Origin of the sequence: Pauljensenia sp. 20925_1_27 (assembly GCF_041432835.1) — a bacterium.
Taxonomy (GTDB): domain Bacteria; phylum Actinomycetota; class Actinomycetes; order Actinomycetales; family Actinomycetaceae; genus Pauljensenia.
Genome location: NZ_JAPWAH010000006.1, coordinates 75,569 through 94,385, shown reverse-complemented (window position 1 = coordinate 94,385; position 18,817 = coordinate 75,569). Strand labels below are relative to the sequence as shown.

Below are 18,817 nucleotides of genomic sequence, written 5' to 3'. Positions count from 1 at the left end.
CACCTCGCTGAGCAATGGGAACGCCGAAACGTCACGCATGGCTATTCCGCGGGGACCGGAGTACTTTGGTAGTCGTGCACTTTGTGATCATGGGTTGCGGGCGCGTCGGTGCCCGCCTTGCATCGACGTTGGACGCTGCGGGTCATTCCGTGGCGGTTATTGACCAGGATTCCAAGGCTTTCTCTCGCCTGTCACCGGACTTTTCCGGCCGTCGCGTGACGGGCGTGGGCATGGACCGTGACTGCCTGCGTCAAGCGAACATCAAGGAGGCGTACGCGTTTGCGGCAGTCTCATCGGGTGATAACTCGAACATTATTGCCGCGCGCGTCGCGCGTGAGGTTTTCCACGTTGAACACGTGGTTGCGCGCATCTATGACCCGACTCGCGCCTACCTGTACGAGCGCCTCGGCATTCCGACTGTTGCGTCTGTCCAGCGCACCGCGGACTCGGTCCTGCGTCGCCTGCTGCCGCCGGATGCCTCACTGATCTGGTCGCATCCGACCGGTGAGGTCGCTCTCGTCAACGCAACGCCCTCGGCGCCCTGGTATGGCCTGAGCTTCCAGCTCGTCGAGGAGCTGACGGGGTGCCGGATTGCATTCACCTCCCGCCTGGGATCGATTCGCACGGCATCGCCTGACCTGGTCGTTCAGGAGCACGACCAACTGTACTTTGCGATCAATGGGACAGATACGGCCGCGCTGCGCGATCAGCTGGCCAGCCCGCCCAAGACGGAGGAGTGAGCATGAAGATCGTCATTGCTGGAGCCGGTTCGGTGGGGCGCAGCGTTGCCCTGGAGCTCCTCGCTCACGGTCACGACATTACCCTGATTGACAATATGCCCGAAAAGCTGCGTATTTCCTCGGTCGCGGACGCTGACTGGGTGCTCGCAGACGCGTGCTCGCCCGATGCCCTGCACGACGCGGGCGTGAATGAGGCCGACGTCATGGTTGCTGCCACGGGCGACGACAAGGCGAACCTGGTCATCTCCCTGCTGGCAAAGACCGAGTTTGCGGTCCCCCGCGTCGTCGCCCGCCTGAACAACCCGAAGAACGAGTGGCTCTTCGATCAGGCATGGGGTGTAGACGTCTCGGTGTCGACGCCGCGTATCATGACGTCTCTCGTCGAAGAGGCCGTCTCGGTGGGTATCCCGGTGCGCCTGTTCTCTTTCAATACCGCTGCCGTGTCTATGCACGCTCTCATCCTGCCGGACGATTCTCCGGTCGTCGGCAAGCGCGTCCACTCCCTCGAGCTGCCTGCGCGCTCGGTGCTAGCTGCGCTCCTGCGCGATGGCCGTCCGATCACTCCGAGCGCCGATGACGTGTTCGAAGCTGCGGACGAGCTACTCCTGCTCGTACCCGACGCAAACGCTGAGGAGCTGACGAAACTGCGTCAGTTGGTCGCTTTTCCTGAATCCGAAGCATCCTCGGAAGACGAGGAGTAGCCGCGCAGACCCCACCAGGTGGCCCAGGCACCGAGGGCGAAAAGCGGTAGGCCTAGGGCCAGCTTAGCGATGCCGAGCGCCGCGACCTGACCACCGAGCCAGAGGGGTGCCTGGACTGCGACGCGCAGCGCGAAAATACCGGCCCACATCCATGTGAGTAGGTTGCAGCTACGCACCAGGCCCGCATACGCGGGGTTGGATCGCCATCCTTGAGCCAGGCCCGTCAGCGGACCGTAGAACTGAGCGACGAGGCCTCGCCGACACAGGACGGACAGGGCGAAGGCGAGGGCCATGGCCACGTTCGTGGCAATGCCCCATGCGAAGTAGTTCTCTCCGTGCCCCGTGGCTGCGGCAAAAATGACGCCGATCGCGACGCCGAAAAGCCCTGAGAGTGCCTGCTGGACTCCCTGTCGCTGAACCAGTCGGATCGCGCAGGCAAGTAGTGCCACACACGATGCTGCAACCAGCGTCGGTACGAGGGCACGCGTTGCGACGAAGACGATCACGAACACGAGGCCCGGAGCTGTAGCTTCGATGACTCCGCGCGTACCTCCGAGCGCCTCCGACCAGGAGAAGTCCTCGGAGTTCGCCTGATCCATCCAACGTGGGGTCGGCATCAGCCTTCCCCTGCGATAACGCGATACAGGGGATTGATGATGACGAGGCGATCCCCCGTACGCCCGACAGTGCCCTCAACTTCTAGGCGCTGGCCGACGCTGAGTCCGGGAATAGACGTGCGGCCGGGCCACCGCAGCTCCAGAGTGTCGGTACCGTCGTAGAGAGTGGCGACGAGGACCCTCTGGGATCCCTCCTCGGGCGGGTAGGTCATGCCCAGGAGCGTGCCGAAAACGAGCGCGTGAGAGCGGTCCGTCACGTCGCGGATAGGCGTGATGCCGCGGGCGGCGCGCGCCGAATCCTCGTCGAGAGCTGCATCCAGGGAACGCGCATCCTTATCGAGGCCGAGCGCGGCGCCGACCCGAGCGATCCACGAGGCCATCTCAGGCCTCCTGAGCACCCGCGGGCAGGTGCACCGGGAGAAGCTCCAGACGCGTGCGCGGGTGGTCATCACGTCGCACGATGATGCGATCGATGACCTTCTCGATCTCGACACCGGCTTCCTCGTTCGCGGCAGCCGGGCCGAGGATGTCGATGCGCGCAAACCAGCGGTCGCCTTCGCGACCGATGATGCGCATGCGGGAGGTCGCGGTGCGACCATCAGGCATCTGCATCGGCATATCGACGAGCAGCTCGTTGCCGTAGCGTGTCGGATAGTCGGCGACCTTGGCACCCTGCTCTTCGAAACCCTTCCGGATTTCTTCGCGCAGTTCCTCCCACACACCCCCGGATCGGGGTGCCGCGGCGACGCTCATCTGGATGCCGGAGTTGCCGAGCACGACGAGGATCTGCAGGACGGTCGTGCCGTCGTCCGCGACCTGCGTCCGCAGCTGCATGCCCTGAACGGCCGGGAACAGGATCGATCCCATGTCGACGTAGCCTTCGGAGGCGTCGACCTCACCGTAGTTGCGAGGGCCGGGCTCACTCCAGATCTCCGCGTCTTCATCGCTGAGGCGAGGCAGGGCCTCGACCTCTTCGATCTCGTCTTCGACGGTCTTCTTCTTACGTCCGAACATCGTCCTACCTCACATCGCGCACTCGGTGCACACGGGGGCGCCGTTGGCGTCCACGTGGTCGAGCTGCGACGCGTGGTGCACGAGGAAGCACTGCGAGCAGGTGAATTCGTCTTCCTGACGGGGAACAACGTGAACGGTTAGTTCTTCCTTTGACAGGTCAGCGCCGGGAAGCTCGAAATTCTCGGCGGCCTCGTTCTCGTCTTCCTCGATCTCCGCGGAGCCGGCGTCGTTGCGACGGGACTTCAGCTCTTCGATCGAGTCCTCTGCGACCTCGTCTTCGTTCTTGCGCGGCGCATCGTAATCGGTTGCCATGGTTCTCCCCTTTCGCCACTCGAGCCGGTTCGCGCGAGCGGTCTGTGCGCAGGGAGGATAACACTTGTGAGGCTAATGTGCAACCGTTTGTGTGACACGCGCACGACTACGCGACATTCTCGGCATTATTTGAGACGATTCGACCTAGACGTATGAGGAGGAAGTGATGATTGAGCTCGAATTGCTCGGGACCAGCGCTGATGGCGAGTCCCTGGTGCTCACCGATGCCCAGGGTGAACGCTACTCGGTGTTGATCTCGGACGAGCTCCGCGGCGCGACGCGCCGTGACCGTCCGCGGGTGGAGCTTGCGCCCGCTCGTCCGATTCTCGCTCCTCGTGACATCCAGGCGCTGCTGCGTGCGGGCGCCACCCCCGCGGAGATCGCCTCCGAGCACGGGATGGAGGTCAGCGCGGTGGAGCGCTTCGAGGCTCCCGTTCAGGCGGAAAAGGACTACGCGCTCACGCGTGCGCGCGCTGTTCGCATCGGCGAGGGCGGTCCGACGATGGGCGATCTGGTCGTTGATCGTCTGGCGGCGCGTGGCGTTGATCCCACTTCCCTGGAGTGGGCTGCGACGCGCGAGGCGGGAGAGCCCTGGCAGATTATCGTCACGTTCGTGCAGGGCGCAGCCGAGCATGCTGCGCACTGGCATCTGTCGAATTCCGGTTCTCTCGAGGCTATCGACCAGGAAGCTCAGTGGCTGACGGAGCAGGTGTCCACGTCCCCGACGGCATCGATCTTTACGCCCCTGCCGCGCACGGCACCTGCTCCCGCCCCCGATCCGGATGAGGAAGACCTCCGTAACCGTGAGGCGATCCTCGATCAGCTCAACGCTGCGCGCGGTAAGCGTCAGCAGATTGATCTGGACCTGGATGACGAGGTGGACGAGGAAGCCGAGTACCTCGCCGCAATTGCGAGTGAGGAGGAGCCCGAGGCAACCGAGCCCGATACCTCCACCGGCCCCATTTCTGCGCGCATCTATTCGCTTGCATCCGCACGCACGAAGGCCGAGGTGCCGGCTCCGACGGCCGAGGACGGACTGTTCCCCGCGACCGGCCAGATCCCGTCAGCTCGCCCCACGGCGACGGGATCCATTCCCGTCGCTTCACGCTCGTCCAAGAGCGAGGCCCCGGCCTCGTCGGGCGCCCTCCCGTGGCTGTCTGAAGCTCCCACCTCCTCGGATGAGGAGAATGCGGGCGAGCCGCAGGCCGAGGAGCAGCAGACCCCAGCAATTCCCATGAAAGCTGTTGCACCCACTGATTCAGCGCCGGGCAAGGCCGAGGAAGGCGCAACGGGGGCTGTCCCCTCCCAGGGGATTACCGGCTCGCGAATGGCCCGCGCTTCCTCGAAGAAAAACCGCAGGTCGGTGCCCAGCTGGGATGAGATCCTCTTCGGTTCGAAATCCTAAGGACTCGCTCACGGCAGGCGGTCGCTCTTGGCACAGAGCGGCCGCTTGCCGCATGTCAGCGGATTCTTAGGACCAAACCACGACCGGGATGCGCATTTCCGTGGAGGTGAGCGACCCGTGAACACCTGGCATCGCGATCGCAGACGCGCTCTGCGTGCGCGAGTCGACGACTCCGCAACGGCCTCGTGCGAGCACGAGGAAGTCTCCGATGATCGATGCACCGTCGCCCTCACCGATGAGGGCGCTGATCTCCTCGCGGGAGATGATCCAGGCGCTCTCCCCCAGAACGTCGCGCCAGCGCATCTCGACCTCGTCGGCGCGCCCCTCATCGGTGTGAACGTGTACAGCCCGGGTTTCCCCAGCGACGACGCGTACGCCATCGCGTAGCGCGGGGGTGGAGCCGACATCGACGATCTGCGACGCATCGACGTTGATCATCCCATGATCGGCCGTCATGACGGTCCGCACGCCGGCGGGAAGCGACCTGAGCAGGCGCGCAAGGCCAGCGTCGAACTCTTCCAGGGCGCCGATCCAGCTGTCGGAGCCGACTCCCGATCCGTGGCCCGCGTGATCGATTTCCGACCAGTACAGGTAGACAACGGGCGTGCCGGCGCGCAGCTCACGCAACGCGGCGCTCACGCGGTCGTCGAGCGTCTCTGCAGGCACATGACGCGCACCACGCAATGCCGCCCCCGTCAGGCCGGAGCCAGCGAAACGCGCCGGTGAGATGACCGCCGAAGCAACACCCGCGGCGGCCAGGCGCTCGAAGTACGTGGGGACTGGCTGCCACTCGGTGGGCGCCGGTCCGCCCTCCATCGCCAGTAGGTTCATGACGCCGCCGCCGTAGGCAACGGAAAAGCCCACCATGTTCGTGGTGCCCGGACGCTCTCCCGTCCCAAACGCAGTGATCGCCGCGGCCGTCGTCGAAGGGACAACCGTGTGAATTGAACGGATATCGTCTCGCATGCGGCGCAGCGTCGGGGTGTGCCCGGCATACTCCTGGATGAGCTCGTATCCGAGGCCGTCCACGAGGATAAGAAGCAGCTGGTCAGCCCCCGCCTCCATGCCGAGGGACGCGGCGGCCTGAGCTGATGCACCAGGCAGGGCGGGGTCGATCGAGGCGAGGCCACCCGCGACAACGTCCGTAATGAGCGGATCACCAACACGGGGAAGGTCGGCTCCGGGCAGATGTAGCGTCCCCAGGCCCTCACTCACTGCGGGTCCCCATCAGCTGTGCCAGTCGATCAACGAACACCATGGCCTCGTCAAGTGCATCCTGCCCGTCGGCGGCCGCCGAGATGCGGAAGGTCAGGTCGTCGGGGAAAGACGAGCCCGTCAAACCGTGGTCCGCCATGCAATTCGGGTCGTCACAGCGGGCGGGCTCAAGCTCGAGGTGGCGCGCACCCTTCAGGTCCAGCGCGATCGTCATTTCGGACAGACCGGTCGCGTTCTCGGGGTCGGTGTAGACCTCCATCGTGGAGTACCCGGCGATGTCTCTCACGCGGTGCACAGCGGTCGCGATCGTCGCCGAACCCGCGTCCATCTCATCGACGTGCAGCTGGACGATAGCGCGATCCGTCAACGACGCAATCGTGAGGTGACGGAAGACCGTCCCGCGGTCGAAGCCCGTGTCCACCTGGCACAGCGTCGCCAATGGCTCCGCGGCGCCCAGTGCTCGGCGCAGCGCACGCTGCACCGCCTTGGGATAGAAGCCCCCACGTTCGATACGGGTCCATGTGTCCATCCTCCAATTGTGCCCCGAAGCGGCGCGCCAGTCGAAATGAGCGCCGACCCGCGCAATAATTGCGCGTATGGCTAAGAAGGACCAGGTCGTCAACATTCCCGAGAAGGACGAGAACATCACAGAGATCGACGTGTCCGATGAGATGCGCGGGTCCTTCCTGGAGTATGCCGTCTCCGTGATCTACGCTCGCGCGCTCCCCGACGCGCGCGACGGCCTCAAGCCCGTGCAGCGCCGCATCCTGTTCCAGATGGATCAGATGGGGTTGCGCCCCGACAAGGGGCACGTGAAGTCTCAGCGCGTCGTCGGCGAGGTCATGGGTAAGCTCCACCCGCACGGCGATTCCGCGATTTACGAGGCCCTGGTGCGCCTCGCGCAGCCCTTCAACTTGCGTGTCCCCCTGGTCGATGGGCACGGTAACTTCGGCTCTCTGGACGACGGCCCGGCCGCAGCGCGTTACACCGAGGCGCGCATGGCGCCCGCCGCGCTGGACCTGGTGACGGGCCTGGACGAGGACACGGTCGACTTCGTCCCCAACTACGACAACCAGTTCATGCAGCCGGACATCCTACCGGCTGCCTTCCCGCAGCTGCTGGTCAACGGCGCCTCGGGTATCGCCGTGGGCATGGCGACGAATATCGCCCCGCACAACCTGTCGGAGACGATCGCTGGCGCCATTCACCTGCTCGATAACCCGTCGGCGTCTGTCGCTGACCTCATGCGCTACATCCCGGGTCCCGACCTGCCCGAGGGCGGCGTCATCGTCGGCCTCGAGGGCATCAAGGAAGCCTACGAGACGGGTCGAGGCGCGTTTAAGACCCGCGCGAAGGTCCAGATCGAGCGCGTGACCGCCCGCAAGATGGGCATCATCGTCACGCAGCTGCCCTACATGGTGGGCCCCGAAAAGGTCATTGAAAAGATCAAGGAAAACGCGAACGCGGGACGCCTCAAGGGCATTTCCTCGGTCCAGAACCTCACCGACCGCATCCACGGCCTGCGCCTCGTGATCGAGGTGAAGAACGGTTTCAACCCCGAGGCCGTGCTCCAGCAGCTCTACCAGCGCACGCCGCTGGAGGATTCCTTCTCGATCAACGCCGTGGCGCTCGTGGGCGGCCAGCCGCGCACGCTGGGCCTCAAGGAGATGCTGCAGGTCTTCCTGGACCACCGCCTGGACGTGACGACGCGCCGTAGCCGCTTCCGCCTGAAGAAGTGCGAAGATCGCCTGCACCTAGTCGAGGGGCTGCTCATCGCGATCCTGGACATTGACGACGTCATCGCGATTATTCGGTCCTCCGACGACGCGGAGATCGCGCGCGAGCGCCTCATGACGGCGTTCGACCTGTCCGAGGCCCAGGCCAACTACATCCTCGAGCTGCGCCTGCGCCGCCTCACGAAGTTCTCGCGTATCGAGCTGGAGACCGAGCGCGATGAGCTCATGGCAGCAATCGCCTCGCTGCGCGAGATCCTGGAGGATCCGGAGCTGCTGCGCGCACTCGTCAAGAAGGAGCTGCGCGAAGTTTCGGATCGCCTGGGCACGCCCCGTCGCACGCTGCTGCTGGCCTCGACGGGCACGCCCGTGGGCGCGGCGGCCGCGGCCGCCGACGACGCTGCGTTGGCGGCCCTGCCGTCGGTGTCACGTTCCGGTAAGGGCCTCGACCTGCAGATTCCCGACGACCCATGTGTGGTGGTCCTGTCCTCCTCGGGCGCGCTCGCCCGCGTGGAGGGCGGGGAACCGCTGGAGCCCGGGCCGCGCGCAGCATCGGACGGATGGCGCGTGCAGCTACCGTCGACGGCGCGCTCGCAGGTGGCCGTGGTAACGGAAGACGGTATCGCTCACCGCATCGATGTCGTCGACTTGCCCGCGCTCCCCCGCTTCGAAACGGGACTGTCGCTCGCCGGGGCGATGCCCGCGTCTCTGCTGCTACATACGGATGTTCCCGCGGTGGGTCTGCTTGATCCCGAGGGCACGGACGTCGTCGCCATGGGCACGGCCCGTGGAACGGTCAAGCGCCTGCGCCCGGACGTACTTCAGCGCGACGAGTGGGAGGTCATCGCCCTGGAGGACGGCGACCGTCTGGTGGGCTTTGATCGGTGCTCGGACGAGGCGGACCTGGTCTTTATTTCGTCGGACGCGCAGCTGCTGCGCACCCCCGCCGCGAAGGTGCGCCCGCAGGGTCGCACGGCCGGTGGCATGGCTGGCATGAAGCTGAACGCCGGGGCCGAGGCCCTGGGCTTCTGGGTGGTCGAGGCTCCCATTGATGCTGTGGTGGTGACTGTGGCTGCGGCGCTGGGCGCGCTGCCGGGCACGGGCCAGACGACGGTGAAGGTGACGCCTTTCGAGTGCTACCCAACCAAGGGCCGAGGCGGTCAGGGTGTGCGCTGCCAGCGCTTCCTGCGCGGCGAGGATCGACTCGATATCGCGTGGGTCGGCACGAAGCCGGCACGCGCCGCGTCCGCGGACGGCTCGCCCGTGGAGCTGCCCGCGGAGGATGAGCGCCGCGATGGCTCGGGTGTTCCGATCACCTTCGCGATCGCGTCGATCGGCTGACGCTCGCCTGTCGTCATAGTGGTGGGGTGGCTGGGATTTGTCCCGGCCACCCCACCGCTTTCTCTGTCGTCACACTCATCAGTTGAGGATCGCTCCCCCGTCAGCCTCGCAGCGTCTTGTCTGCTGCCAGGATCTCGTTGACTTCCTCGCGCGTGGGCGAGTAGGCGCCCTGGTAGAGGATCGTGATGCCCGAGGTGATGATGCCGCGGTGGATGGCGGGCAGGATCTGATCCCACGAGGCCTCGCGCAGGCGCTGCTTCGCCTCGGCCGAGCCCAGCAGACCCGCATCCACCAGGCCGGAGATCAGGCCGGCCATGAGCGAGTCGCCCGCACCCACCGTGTCCACGAGCTCCACGTCGAGGGGGTCGACGACGAGCATGTCGCGCTCGGCGGCGGCCAAAATGTAGACGCCCCAGGGACCGCGCGTGCACAGGATCAGGGAGGGGCCCGACTGCAGCCACTCGTGCAGAACGTCCTCGATGGGACGATCCGGGTACAACCACTTCAGGTCTTCGTCGGATGCCTTGACGACGTCAGCGAGGGCCACGATCGACTCGACGTGCGGGCGAGCCTCGTCGGGGGTTCCCAGCAGCGCGGGACGGATGTTCGGGTCGTAGGACACGGTGCCGCGGATGGCCTGGCGCTTGACGGCGGCCAGGACCTTGTCGGCGCCCGGCTCGACGACGACCACGTAGGAGCCGGTGTGCACGTGTCCGACAGTGTCGGGATCCTCGACGGCAGGAACGTCCCACGTCAGGTCGAACTCGTAGGTGGCGTGCCCCTTCTCGTCGACGGCCGCGTGGGCGACCGTCGTGAACTCGGCGCCGTCGCTGCCGGGCGTCAGGGTGACACCGGCGTCCTCGGCATGGGCGCGCACCTTGTCGCCGCGAGCGTCACGGGCGAACCAGGTCGCCAGCTCGGACTCGTGACCCAGCCGGGTGAGGCCGGCTGCGACGTTGAGCATCGATCCCCCGACAACTTCGACGGGTTCACTGTTTGGGCGGGTGATCTCATCGATGAGAGCTTCCCCGATGTTCACGATTCTAGTCATTCGTCAACCCCAGTTTCTCTTCCATTTCTTCGAGCGGAATGCCCTTGGTTTCGGGCATCACCTTCAGGACCCAGAATAGCTGACCGACCATCGCGAGGAAGAAGATACCGAACGCGAAGCCGCCGCCGAGCTTATCCGTGAGGACCGGGAAGGCGTACGTGGTGATGAAGGCGAACACCCAGTGCGTGAGCGAGCCCAGCGACTGGCCACGCGCGCGCACGCGGTTCGGGAAGATCTCGGAGATGAAGACCCAGATGACCGATCCCTGGCCAAACGCGTGGGAGGCGATGAAGCCGAGCAGGCCGAGGAGGATGAGCCAGACGGGTGCGGCGCTGCCTTCCTGGAAGACGCCGCCCTCGTATGCGAACATCATGCCGGCGAGGAAGCCGAGGGAGATCAGGTATCCGATCGAGCCGACGATCATGAGCTGGCGGCGGCCGAGCTTGTCGATGACGGTCAGGGCGGCCATGGTGGCGATCAGGTTCATGAGGCCGACGATGACAGAGCCGATGTAGGGGAAGGCGTCACCCAGGACGGCGGCGCCGCCGGCGAGCTTCATGACCTTGGGGGCGTAGTAGAGGATCGCGTTGATGCCGGAGAGCTGGTTGAACATCGCGATGCAGAAGGCCATGAGGATGACCTTGCGGTAGCGTCGCGTGAAGAAGGCAACCTTGCCACCTGCGGCGTCCTCGGCGATCTGCGCCTTCATCTCGGCGATCTGCTCGCTGCTTTCTTCCTGCGTGGAGGTGAGGCGCTCGGAAATCTTCACGGCGCGTTCCTCGTGCCCGTGGGCGAGCAACCAACGCGGCGTCTCGGGGACGGTGGCCAGGAAGATCAGGAAGAAGACGGCGGGCACGGCCATGACGCCGAGCATCCAGCGCCACGCGGTGTCTTCGTGCGCAATTTCGCGGATGACCGCGTTGGAGGCGTAGGCCAGGAGGATACCGAAGACGATGTTGAACTGGACCAGGCCGACCAGGCGTCCGCGCACGCGGGCGGGGGCGATTTCGGCGGTGTAAATGGGAGCGACCACGGAGGACAGGCCGACGCCGACGCCGCCCAGGAAGCGGAACACCATGAAGAAGGTGATCGGGAAGGCGGACGAGGCCGAGACCGTGCCGTCAGCAGCTGTCACCAGGGTAGGCACAGGCGCCAGGGCAGTGGCCAGCGCACCCACGCCGAAGAGAATGCCGATCCAGAAGAGGATGGGTTTACGGCCAAAGCGGTCGGCGAGTTTACCGGCGACGATGGCACCGCAGATCGTGCCGATGGTTGCGATGGCAACGATCATGCCCTCCCCCATGGAGGAGAGCGCGTAGAGCTTGGTGAGCTTTTCTTCCGCGCCGGAAATGACCGCTGTGTCAAAGCCGAAGAGCAGGCCGCCGAGGGAGGCAACGATGGCGCTTCGAATGACCAGAGGCGGAATGGACTTGGTTGGTGCTGACGACTTCGTAGTCATGCTGGCTCCGCACTGTGGAGATGGGGCGCGCGTGGCGACGAGGACGCTCGCGGTCCTCCGCAGTGAGCCTAAGAATTTAATTGGTCAGACGATTAGGACCTAGGGAGCGGTTACGTGAAAACTGAAAAGAAAAAGGAAGAACAGCGCCCACCGACAAAGAAAAAGTAACGATGATAACACAAGGGAATGCGCGGAAACATCCACTATGCGAAACGACAGTCAGATCTCGATTGCGTACAGCCTCGTCTGGCCCACCGTACGGAAGCCCAGGTAGTCGTAGATGGCGAGCGCGCCCGTGTGATTCGCGGAGCCCACGCCCGTGCCCGCGCGATCCATGCCGTCGCGCTTCTGCGCCCACATCGACGCCAGGATCAGTGCGTCCGCGACGCGACTGTCGCGCCACTGGGACAGGACGCCCAGCTGGTCGATGTACCCCTCGCGCCAGCCCAGAGCCGCCCAATCCTGCTCGTAACACGATGCCAGCAGGAAGCCGGCGACGCGGGGGCGATCCCCCGTGCGGTCGACGGCGACGAACGACCATTCGGGAGCGAAGGCCGTGCGCCCCTGCATCCACTGCTCCTGAGTGAGCGGGGGCCGACCCCACTCGGACTCGTTGAGGCGGTTCGCCGCACGCAGGGCAGGTTCCTCCCACTGGGGGCCCCAGGCCTCGATGCTCATGTACGAGCCCAGGCCAGGCAGCTGCGGCAGTCCCTCGAGCGAAGCGCGCAGTTCGTAGTAGGTGCGCGTCCAACGGAAGCCATGGACTTTCAGCTGCACCTCGAGGTCATCCTGGCCGGTCTCGACGTGACAGGTGATCTGGGCGGGAGCATCACCCTCAACCTCGGCCAGCATCTGGCGGGCAGTACCCTCCTGCCAGTCGACGATCGCATTGCCGAGGCCGATGCGCCGAAAGTCGGGGTCCACTCCCCCGACGCACACGCACTCCACTCGCCCAGGGAAACGCAGGACCACCTGAGCAAAGGCGACGATGCGACCCGCCGCGATGCCCTTGCGGGCAATCCCGACGAGGCCTCGCCACTGCGAAGCACCCGAGAGCATTTCCTCGACCTCGTCCGGGCTGGTGCGATACGGCGGGTTATCGCGGGCCTCCATACGGGCGAAAAGGGCGGACAGGCCACCGTGGTGGGCAGGCGTCAGCTCCTCCCATTCGATCCCATGATGTTCGCCCGGGAAGGGGACGAACTCGGGGGCATTCGCTCGCTGCGCGAGAGGAATGCTCATGCTCGCCTCCTTCCGTCTCTACTGGTCGATCGTGTAATAAACCTCGGCGGCTTCATCAACGAAGCCAAGGTGTTCATAGATATTATGCGCGCCGTCGGGACTCGACATATCGACATCCAGGCCGATCCGGCTCACTCCCGAGGCCGACGCTGCCGCGACCGTGTGCCCCACGAGAGCCGTCGCCACGGAACGGCCACGGTGAGCTTCGGCGACGCCCAGCAGGTAGATGTATGCCTCGGGCCGACCTGTGGCCACCCAGCGCTGCGCGGGGCGCCCCGTCATCGCATAGCCGACCACGTCACCCTCGGAATCGACAGCGACGAAAGACCACCGCGGATCAAAGTGATTCATCGCGTCATCCCACCACAGGGCACGCAGCGGGGAACGGAACGACTGCTGGAAAGCCTCCATATGGATGGCACGAACCTGCTCCTGCGGAACCTGGGTCCACGGCAGGACGCGGTAGCCGTGGCGCGGATGCGGGGCAACCTCGCCGCCAGCAAGGTCACGGTACATGACCTGGTACGTGCGCTTGGCAAAGAAACCGGCCGCAATGTAGAGGCGGCGACGGTCGGTCATGTGCGCGTCGACGAGGTTCGAGATGGACACCGGGACCTCAGACTCGGCACCGAATGCCTCGACGAGCATCTGGCGAGCGCGCCCATCCTGCCAGTACAGCAGGGCTCTGCCCACGCCTCGGCCACGCCAGTGCGGGTGAATGTAAGCGCTCACGATGGCGGTTGCAGCCTCATGGATACCGCGCAGCACGCGCACGGATGCCACCGCGCAAATGTTTCGCTTCGCGTCGAGGCCGACGATGGTGTCGACCCAGTCGCGTCCGTTCTCGCCCTCCATCATGTCCGCGATATCGTCGACTGACGTGCGCCGGATGGCGTTATCGTCGTCTTCGATCAGGGAGATGAGTGCATACACGGCGGGCGCGTCACGGCCGATCATGGGCCGCCATCGCAACCCGAGGTGATTGCCCGGGTACGGGACGGACCCGGGCGGCGTGAGTCGCTGCGCAAGTCCTGTCATGGCCAACATCCTACCGGCTGATAGGGCCTTTAGTCACACTGGAACCAGACATATGGCCAAGAGTCCTGAACGTTTGTGCAACGAATCAGCGTTTTCCGCTCAAAATCACGCGTCAATGCGCGTACGATCCAGTCCCGCCGACTCCTCGACGATGAACTCCTTGCGCGGGCCCACCGTCGAGCCCATGAGCAGCTCGAACACGTCCTCGGCCTGGCGCAGGGCTTCCTCATCCGCCAGCGTGATACGGCGCAGCGAGCGGTGGGCCCGATCCATCGTGGTCTCAGCCAGCTGGTCGGCATCCATCTCGCCCAGGCCCTTGTATCGCTGGATGGGTTCCTTCCACGTGCGGCCAGAACGACGCAGGGCGGCGAGCTTACGGTGCAGCTCGTCCTCGGAGTAGGTGTAGATGTACTCGCGCTTCTTGCGTCCCTTGCCCGCGACCTCGATGCGATGCAGGGGCGGGACGGCAGCGTAGATGCGGCCGGCCTCGACCATGGGCCGCATGTAGCGGAAGAACAAGGTCAGCAGCAGGGTGCGGATGTGCGCGCCATCCACGTCGGCATCGGTCATGAGGATGACCTTGCCGTACCTCGCCTGAGACAGGTCGAAAGTGCGACCCGAGCCCGCGCCGATCACCTGGATGATGTTGGCGCACTCGGCGTTGGCCAGCATGTCCGCGGTCGAGGCCTTCTGCACGTTGAGGATCTTGCCTCGAATCGGGAAGAGGGCCTGGTAGTGGGAGTTGCGCGCGGCCTTGGCCGTGCCCAGGGCGGAGTCGCCCTCGACGATGAAGAGCTCGGTCTCCTCGACGTCCTCGAGTCGGCAGTCCGCGAGCTTGGCGGGCAGCGAGGATGTTTCGAGCGCGTTCTTCTTGCGCGAGATTTCCTTGTGGATACGGGCGGAAACGCGGGCCTTCATCTCGCCGACGACCTTCTCCATGAGGAGGGAGGTCTGCTGCTTGTCATCGCGCTTGGAGGAGGCGAACTTGGCTTTGAGCCAGTCGGAGACGACGCGGTTGACGACCGTACGGATCTGGGGCGTGCCCAGTGTTTCCTTGGTCTGCCCCTCGAACTGAGGCTCGGGGAAGCGCACGGTGATGACGGCGGTCATGCCGGCCTGCACGTCGTCCTTCTCCGGGCGGCCATCCTTCGCTCCGACCTTGAGCTTGCGCGCGTTCTTATCGATTGCGGCGCGCAGCGTCTTGAGGACAGCCTGCTCGAAGCCGGTGACGTGGGTGCCGCCCTTGGGGGTGGCGATGATGTTGACGAAAGACTGGACGGTCGTGTCGTAGCCGATGCCCCAGCGCAGCGCGATGTCGACCTCGCAGGTGCGCTCGACCTCGGTGGCGCGCAGGTGCCCGGTCTCGGAGTCCAGCGCCTGCACCGTCTCGTTGTAGGTGCCCTCACCCGTGATGTGCCACGTGTCGGTGACGGGACCGTCGGAGGCCAGCCAGTTCGCGAAGTCGACGACGCCGCCATCGAAGCGGAAGCTCTCGTGGAGCTCCTCTTCGCCGCGCTCGTCGTAGCAGTTGATGGTCAGGCCGGGCACGAGGAAGGCGGTCTGGCGGGCGCGCGCCAGCAGATTCTCCCACGAGAAGCCCTCGGTCGACGGGAAGATCTGGAAGTCCGCCCAGAAGCGCACGCGCGTGCCGGTCTGCGACTTCTTCACCTTGCCGACGGTCTTGAGGGTGGAGCCATCCACGAAGGGCATGAAAGGCGAGTTGGGCGTGCGCTGCTTCGAGTCGTCGAACTGCCCGGGTTCGCCGCGGCGGAAGCACATCTCGTGGGTCTTGCCGCCGCGGTCAACCTGCACGTCGAGGCGGGCCGACAGTGCGTTCACGACGGAGGCGCCGACGCCGTGAAGGCCGCCCGAGGCCGCGTAGGAGCCGCCGCCGAACTTACCGCCGGCGTGGAGCTTGGTGTAGACAACCTCGACGCCCGTCAGGCCCTGGCCGGGCACGATGTCGACGGGGATGCCTCGGCCGTTGTCGGCGACGGACGCGGAGTGGTCGGGGTGCAGGCGCACGTCGATCGTGTCGCAGTGGCCTTCCAGGGCCTCGTCTACCGCGTTGTCGATGATCTCCCAGAGGCAGTGCATGAGGCCCCGGTGGTCGGTGGAGCCGATGTACATGCCGGGGCGCTTGCGCACGGCCTCGAGCCCCTCGAGGACCGAGAGGTGCCGTGCGTTGTAGTCGGATGCGTCGGTAGGAGTCACGAGGTGCATCATAGGTGGAGCCATGCTCGTTTGGGGCCACCGGTGCGCGTGGCGCGGGTTCTGGGATGCTTTCCACGATTGACGAGGCCGGGGCCAGGTCGCGCTGGTGGGTGGCGTTTCGGGGCGTGTTGGCGGTTGCTTCGGGAGGGTGTGCGCTCCCCCGTTTCATCGTGTCGGCATGCGGGCTCTCGATTGCGCCCCGGGTGAACAGGGGTGCGCGGGGCGGGACGATGGTGTGTGATGGAAGCATGAACGCACAGACTCTTGAACGCCCCGTACTGGACGAGCCGCAGCTGACCGCGGCGAATCGTTGCGACGCCTGCGGCGCTCGCGCCTGGGTTCGTGCGACGATGCCGTCGGGTGGCCAGCTCTACTTCTGCGGCCACCACGCAAACGAGCACCTGCCCTCGCTGGTGGGCACCGGCGCACAGATCCTGGACGAGCGTCATTTCATGAACGACTGATAGCGAGCCTCCCGCAGCGGCGGGACGCACGGCTTGCAGGCGCGGGCGGGGACCGACGGGGTCCCCGCCCGCGTTTCGTAGAGGCCAAGCAAAACCACTAGAACAAGAGACACCTGTAGCCAAGCGGTGGCGGACACCCTCCCATGACCTTATGCCTTCAGCGCCAGCAGCCCGTCAGAAATGAAACGACGAACAAGCTCACTGCGGGTTTGTCCGAGTTCCCCTGCTGCCTCGTCGAGCTCGCGGACTAAGGATTCGGGCAGGCGCGTACCGACCGGCATCGTGTCCTCACCGAAAAGCTGCGGACGCCCCGGCAGAACCTTCCACGCTCCGTCACATTCGCCCGCTTCGAAGCGCTGAGCATCGGCTTCAAGATCGGCGTCGGTGACCGTCATTCCTCCCGCGAGACGGTAGGTTCCTTCTGGTTTCTTGCTCATTGCCCTCTCCTCTCAGTTCCAAATATTTCTGTCATCATTTTCTTTGAAGGCGGAGTCATCGCGTGATAGATGAGGATGCTTCCGTCTTCCTGACACGCAGCAAGGAGTTCGAGCAGCCTCCCGTTCCTGTCGTATCCCAGAGCTGCGTACACAGGCGAGTACGGCGAGTCCACACGTTCGGCGCATTCGACCGCATACACCCAGGCGTGAACCGCATCTTCATCGGCGATCTCAGGATGTCGCGCACTCACGCGCGGATGGACCACAACCGGTAGTTCCACCAGTGGCTCACCTCCCCTGCGACCATGCCAGGAATTTCGTTAACAAAATTCTAACACTGTCCTCACAGGTCTGCTGGCAGATGCAATCGATGGTCGATCAAAGCCAGGAACGGCGACCGACGCCCCGAAAGGGCTTCTCCCCTAGTCCGGCACTCACAGGAATTAAGCTCTTCAAAATTGCGGTGCAGTTGAGTTTTGAATCCATCGGGTTCGAGGAATGCCCGGGCGATGTAGCGGATGAGGTTTCGGATTCCGAGGCCGGAGCCGCGTAGGTGTTCGAGGCGGCCGTTGATAGCTTCGGTGGGGCCAATGCTGGCGTGGGGATGATCGAAGTAGGCCAGGATGTCCCCGGCTCGGCGTTTGAGCATTCTTCCCAGTGTGACAATCTCCGTGAGGGAGCTAGGGACACCCGCGTCACTAAGACAGGCTATTTTGGCTTGCATCAGGGCCTTACCGCTGACTTTGTTGGGATCACGGTAGGCGTCGATGATGTTCTGGCAGACGCTCCAGGTGACTTCAAGTGCGACGTGGCAATCGCTGGCGAACAGGTCGGCTAGATGGTGTTGCTGACGTGGCGTGAGCGGGCATGAGCGCGTGTGTAACATTCTGCGGGCCTTGTACAGGGCATCCGTGGCACGCCCGCACCTATGGTGAAGTTCTTGCCCGGTGCGTCTGCAGCACTCATCGAGAGCATCCCCGGCGAGGTGTACAACATGGAAGGGCTCCATGACCGCCCTTGCACCGGAGAGCTCTTCAGTGACTGCGTATTTGAACCCGGTGAATCCATCCATCGCGGCGATCTCAATGCGCTCGCGCCACGTGTCAGGCTGGGAGGCCAGCCAGGTTTTGAAGACCCGGTTGGATCAGCCCGGGACCATGTCCAGGAGCCGGGAGGGACCGCGACGGTCTCGCACGGGAGTTACGTCCAAGATGACGGTGACATACCCGTCCCCACACGGGGTGGGGCACCACACGTGTTCATCCACACCAATGACACGCACGCCTACAAACCGAGCTGCATCATTGATCGGCAGGCGCATCCCTTCGGCCAGGGCAGCAGTGTTAGCGGTATTCCCGGACACTCCGAGGGCCTGGGCGACGCGCGCCACCGTCAGATGGTGGACCACCACGCCCGTCAACGCCCAGCGCACCGCCGCACGCGAGAGCTTGGCACGCGGATCGGCCGCTTGACTCATATCTTGACGCCTCACATGAGCACACTCTGGGCACCATCAGCGGCGCACGCTCACATGCAAGATCGTGGGACGCCACCCGCAGGGCTCATGCGCCAAGCGCCTCACCACCGTGTCACGAGAAATACCCTGGCACCCGCAGCGTCGACCCCACCGATCCTCACCGACAATTCACCACGCCAACACTGCACAGTCTGACTCAACACGCCAGCCGGCCACTTCCAGGCCCAGGTTATCCAAGCTCGTGAACGCGCTCAAATCAGGGCGATCAAAAGTAGTATCGGACATGTCGAGGTCTTTCAGATGAACGGTGTAGGAACCCCCATCATCGGAAGACCTCGACCCCTACCCGGCCACGAC

17 protein-coding genes and 1 pseudogene are annotated in these 18,817 nt (G+C 64.9%); 5 read left to right on the top strand and 13 right to left on the bottom strand.

The genetic code is table 11. From position 1 onward, the window contains the following. The first annotated feature begins 89 nt into the window (after positions 1-89). Both O3684_RS05365 and O3684_RS05360 read left to right on the top strand, forming a co-directional pair. Positions 90-740: a potassium channel family protein gene (locus tag O3684_RS05365; protein WP_442953448.1), complete on the top strand. Its 651-nt coding sequence runs from the start codon at positions 90-92 to the stop codon at positions 738-740. 2 nt (positions 741-742) lie between these two features. Beyond that, positions 743-1,441 (top strand): potassium channel family protein, encoded by a 699-nt coding sequence (locus O3684_RS05360; protein WP_500065499.1) that lies wholly within the window; start codon positions 743-745, stop codon positions 1,439-1,441. On the opposite strand, the gene O3684_RS05355 is transcribed toward O3684_RS05360, so the two are convergent. Genes O3684_RS05355 through O3684_RS05340 form a run of 4 tightly spaced genes read right to left on the bottom strand, consistent with a single transcriptional unit; the run spans position 1,390 to position 3,384 of the window. Then, a complete protein-coding gene (locus O3684_RS05355; protein WP_500065498.1) occupies positions 1,390-2,058 on the bottom strand; it encodes a DUF3159 domain-containing protein in 669 nt (222 codons plus the stop codon). The two genes, O3684_RS05360 and O3684_RS05355, sit on opposite strands and share 52 nt — an antisense overlap. Continuing rightward, positions 2,058-2,438, bottom strand: coding sequence for an OB-fold nucleic acid binding domain-containing protein (locus O3684_RS05350; protein ID WP_500065497.1), 381 nt, complete (start codon positions 2,436-2,438; stop codon positions 2,058-2,060). Before O3684_RS05350 ends, O3684_RS05355 begins: the two co-directional genes overlap by 1 nt. Before the next feature lies 1 nt (position 2,439). Continuing rightward, positions 2,440-3,072, bottom strand: coding sequence for a DUF3710 domain-containing protein (locus O3684_RS05345; RefSeq protein ID WP_500062703.1), 633 nt, complete (start codon positions 3,070-3,072; stop codon positions 2,440-2,442). Positions 3,073-3,081: 9 nt separating this feature from the next. Then, the gene (locus O3684_RS05340; RefSeq protein ID WP_003792577.1) at positions 3,082-3,384 is read right to left on the bottom strand and encodes a DUF4193 domain-containing protein; all 303 of its coding nucleotides are present in this window, start codon (positions 3,382-3,384) and stop codon (positions 3,082-3,084) included. Positions 3,385-3,550: 166 nt separating this feature from the next. On the opposite strand from O3684_RS05340, the gene sepH reads away from it, so the two are divergent. Then, the gene (gene sepH / locus O3684_RS05335) at positions 3,551-4,789 is read left to right on the top strand and encodes a septation protein SepH (protein WP_500062702.1); all 1,239 of its coding nucleotides are present in this window, start codon (positions 3,551-3,553) and stop codon (positions 4,787-4,789) included. 66 nt (positions 4,790-4,855) lie between these two features. Here sepH and O3684_RS05330 read toward each other — a convergent pair whose 3' ends face one another. Beyond that, positions 4,856-6,004 carry an alkaline phosphatase family protein gene (locus O3684_RS05330; protein WP_500065496.1) on the bottom strand — a complete coding sequence of 383 codons (1,149 nt, stop codon included), beginning with the start codon at positions 6,002-6,004 and terminating at the stop codon, positions 4,856-4,858. Next, a complete protein-coding gene (locus O3684_RS05325) occupies positions 5,997-6,533 on the bottom strand; it encodes a DUF5998 family protein (protein WP_500065494.1) in 537 nt (178 codons plus the stop codon). Before O3684_RS05325 ends, O3684_RS05330 begins: the two co-directional genes overlap by 8 nt. Before the next feature lie 67 nt (positions 6,534-6,600). Between O3684_RS05325 and O3684_RS05320 the strand changes: the two genes are divergently transcribed. Then, positions 6,601-9,078, top strand: coding sequence for a DNA gyrase/topoisomerase IV subunit A (locus O3684_RS05320; protein WP_500065492.1), 2,478 nt, complete (start codon positions 6,601-6,603; stop codon positions 9,076-9,078). A 100-nt stretch (positions 9,079-9,178) separates the two neighbouring features. On the opposite strand, the gene O3684_RS05315 is transcribed toward O3684_RS05320, so the two are convergent. From O3684_RS05315 to O3684_RS05295, 5 genes are all read right to left on the bottom strand, one after another. Continuing rightward, complete coding sequence (locus O3684_RS05315; RefSeq protein ID WP_500065490.1) at positions 9,179-10,129, bottom strand: PfkB family carbohydrate kinase; 951 nt, start codon at positions 10,127-10,129, stop codon at positions 9,179-9,181. Beyond that, the gene (locus tag O3684_RS05310; protein WP_500065489.1) at positions 10,122-11,588 is read right to left on the bottom strand and encodes a sugar porter family MFS transporter; all 1,467 of its coding nucleotides are present in this window, start codon (positions 11,586-11,588) and stop codon (positions 10,122-10,124) included. Before O3684_RS05310 ends, O3684_RS05315 begins: the two co-directional genes overlap by 8 nt. Positions 11,589-11,807: 219 nt before the next feature. Continuing rightward, positions 11,808-12,830, bottom strand: coding sequence for a GNAT family N-acetyltransferase (locus O3684_RS05305; RefSeq protein WP_500065488.1), 1,023 nt, complete (start codon positions 12,828-12,830; stop codon positions 11,808-11,810). Between the two features lie 18 nt (positions 12,831-12,848). Beyond that, positions 12,849-13,787 carry a GNAT family N-acetyltransferase gene (locus O3684_RS05300; RefSeq protein ID WP_500065512.1) on the bottom strand — a complete coding sequence of 313 codons (939 nt, stop codon included), beginning with the start codon at positions 13,785-13,787 and terminating at the stop codon, positions 12,849-12,851. 186 nt (positions 13,788-13,973) lie between these two features. After that, positions 13,974-16,094, bottom strand: a complete 2,121-nt coding sequence (locus tag O3684_RS05295) for a DNA gyrase/topoisomerase IV subunit B (RefSeq protein WP_500065487.1) — start codon at positions 16,092-16,094, stop codon at positions 13,974-13,976. 236 nt (positions 16,095-16,330) lie between these two features. Between O3684_RS05295 and O3684_RS05290 the strand changes: the two genes are divergently transcribed. Continuing rightward, on the top strand, positions 16,331-16,546 hold the full coding sequence (locus tag O3684_RS05290) for a DUF7455 domain-containing protein (protein ID WP_500065485.1): 216 nt from the start codon (positions 16,331-16,333) through the stop codon (positions 16,544-16,546). A gap of 149 nt (positions 16,547-16,695) precedes the next feature. Here the strand turns inward: O3684_RS05290 and O3684_RS05285 are convergent, their stop codons facing one another. Together O3684_RS05285 and O3684_RS05280 are read right to left on the bottom strand one after the other, a co-directional pair. After that, positions 16,696-16,983 carry a ribbon-helix-helix domain-containing protein gene (locus O3684_RS05285; protein ID WP_500065484.1) on the bottom strand — a complete coding sequence of 96 codons (288 nt, stop codon included), beginning with the start codon at positions 16,981-16,983 and terminating at the stop codon, positions 16,696-16,698. Between the two features lie 463 nt (positions 16,984-17,446). Next, positions 17,447-18,745 (bottom strand): annotated as a pseudogene (locus O3684_RS05280) (ISL3 family transposase); the annotation flags it as partial. Between the last annotated feature and the right edge of the window lie 72 nt (positions 18,746-18,817).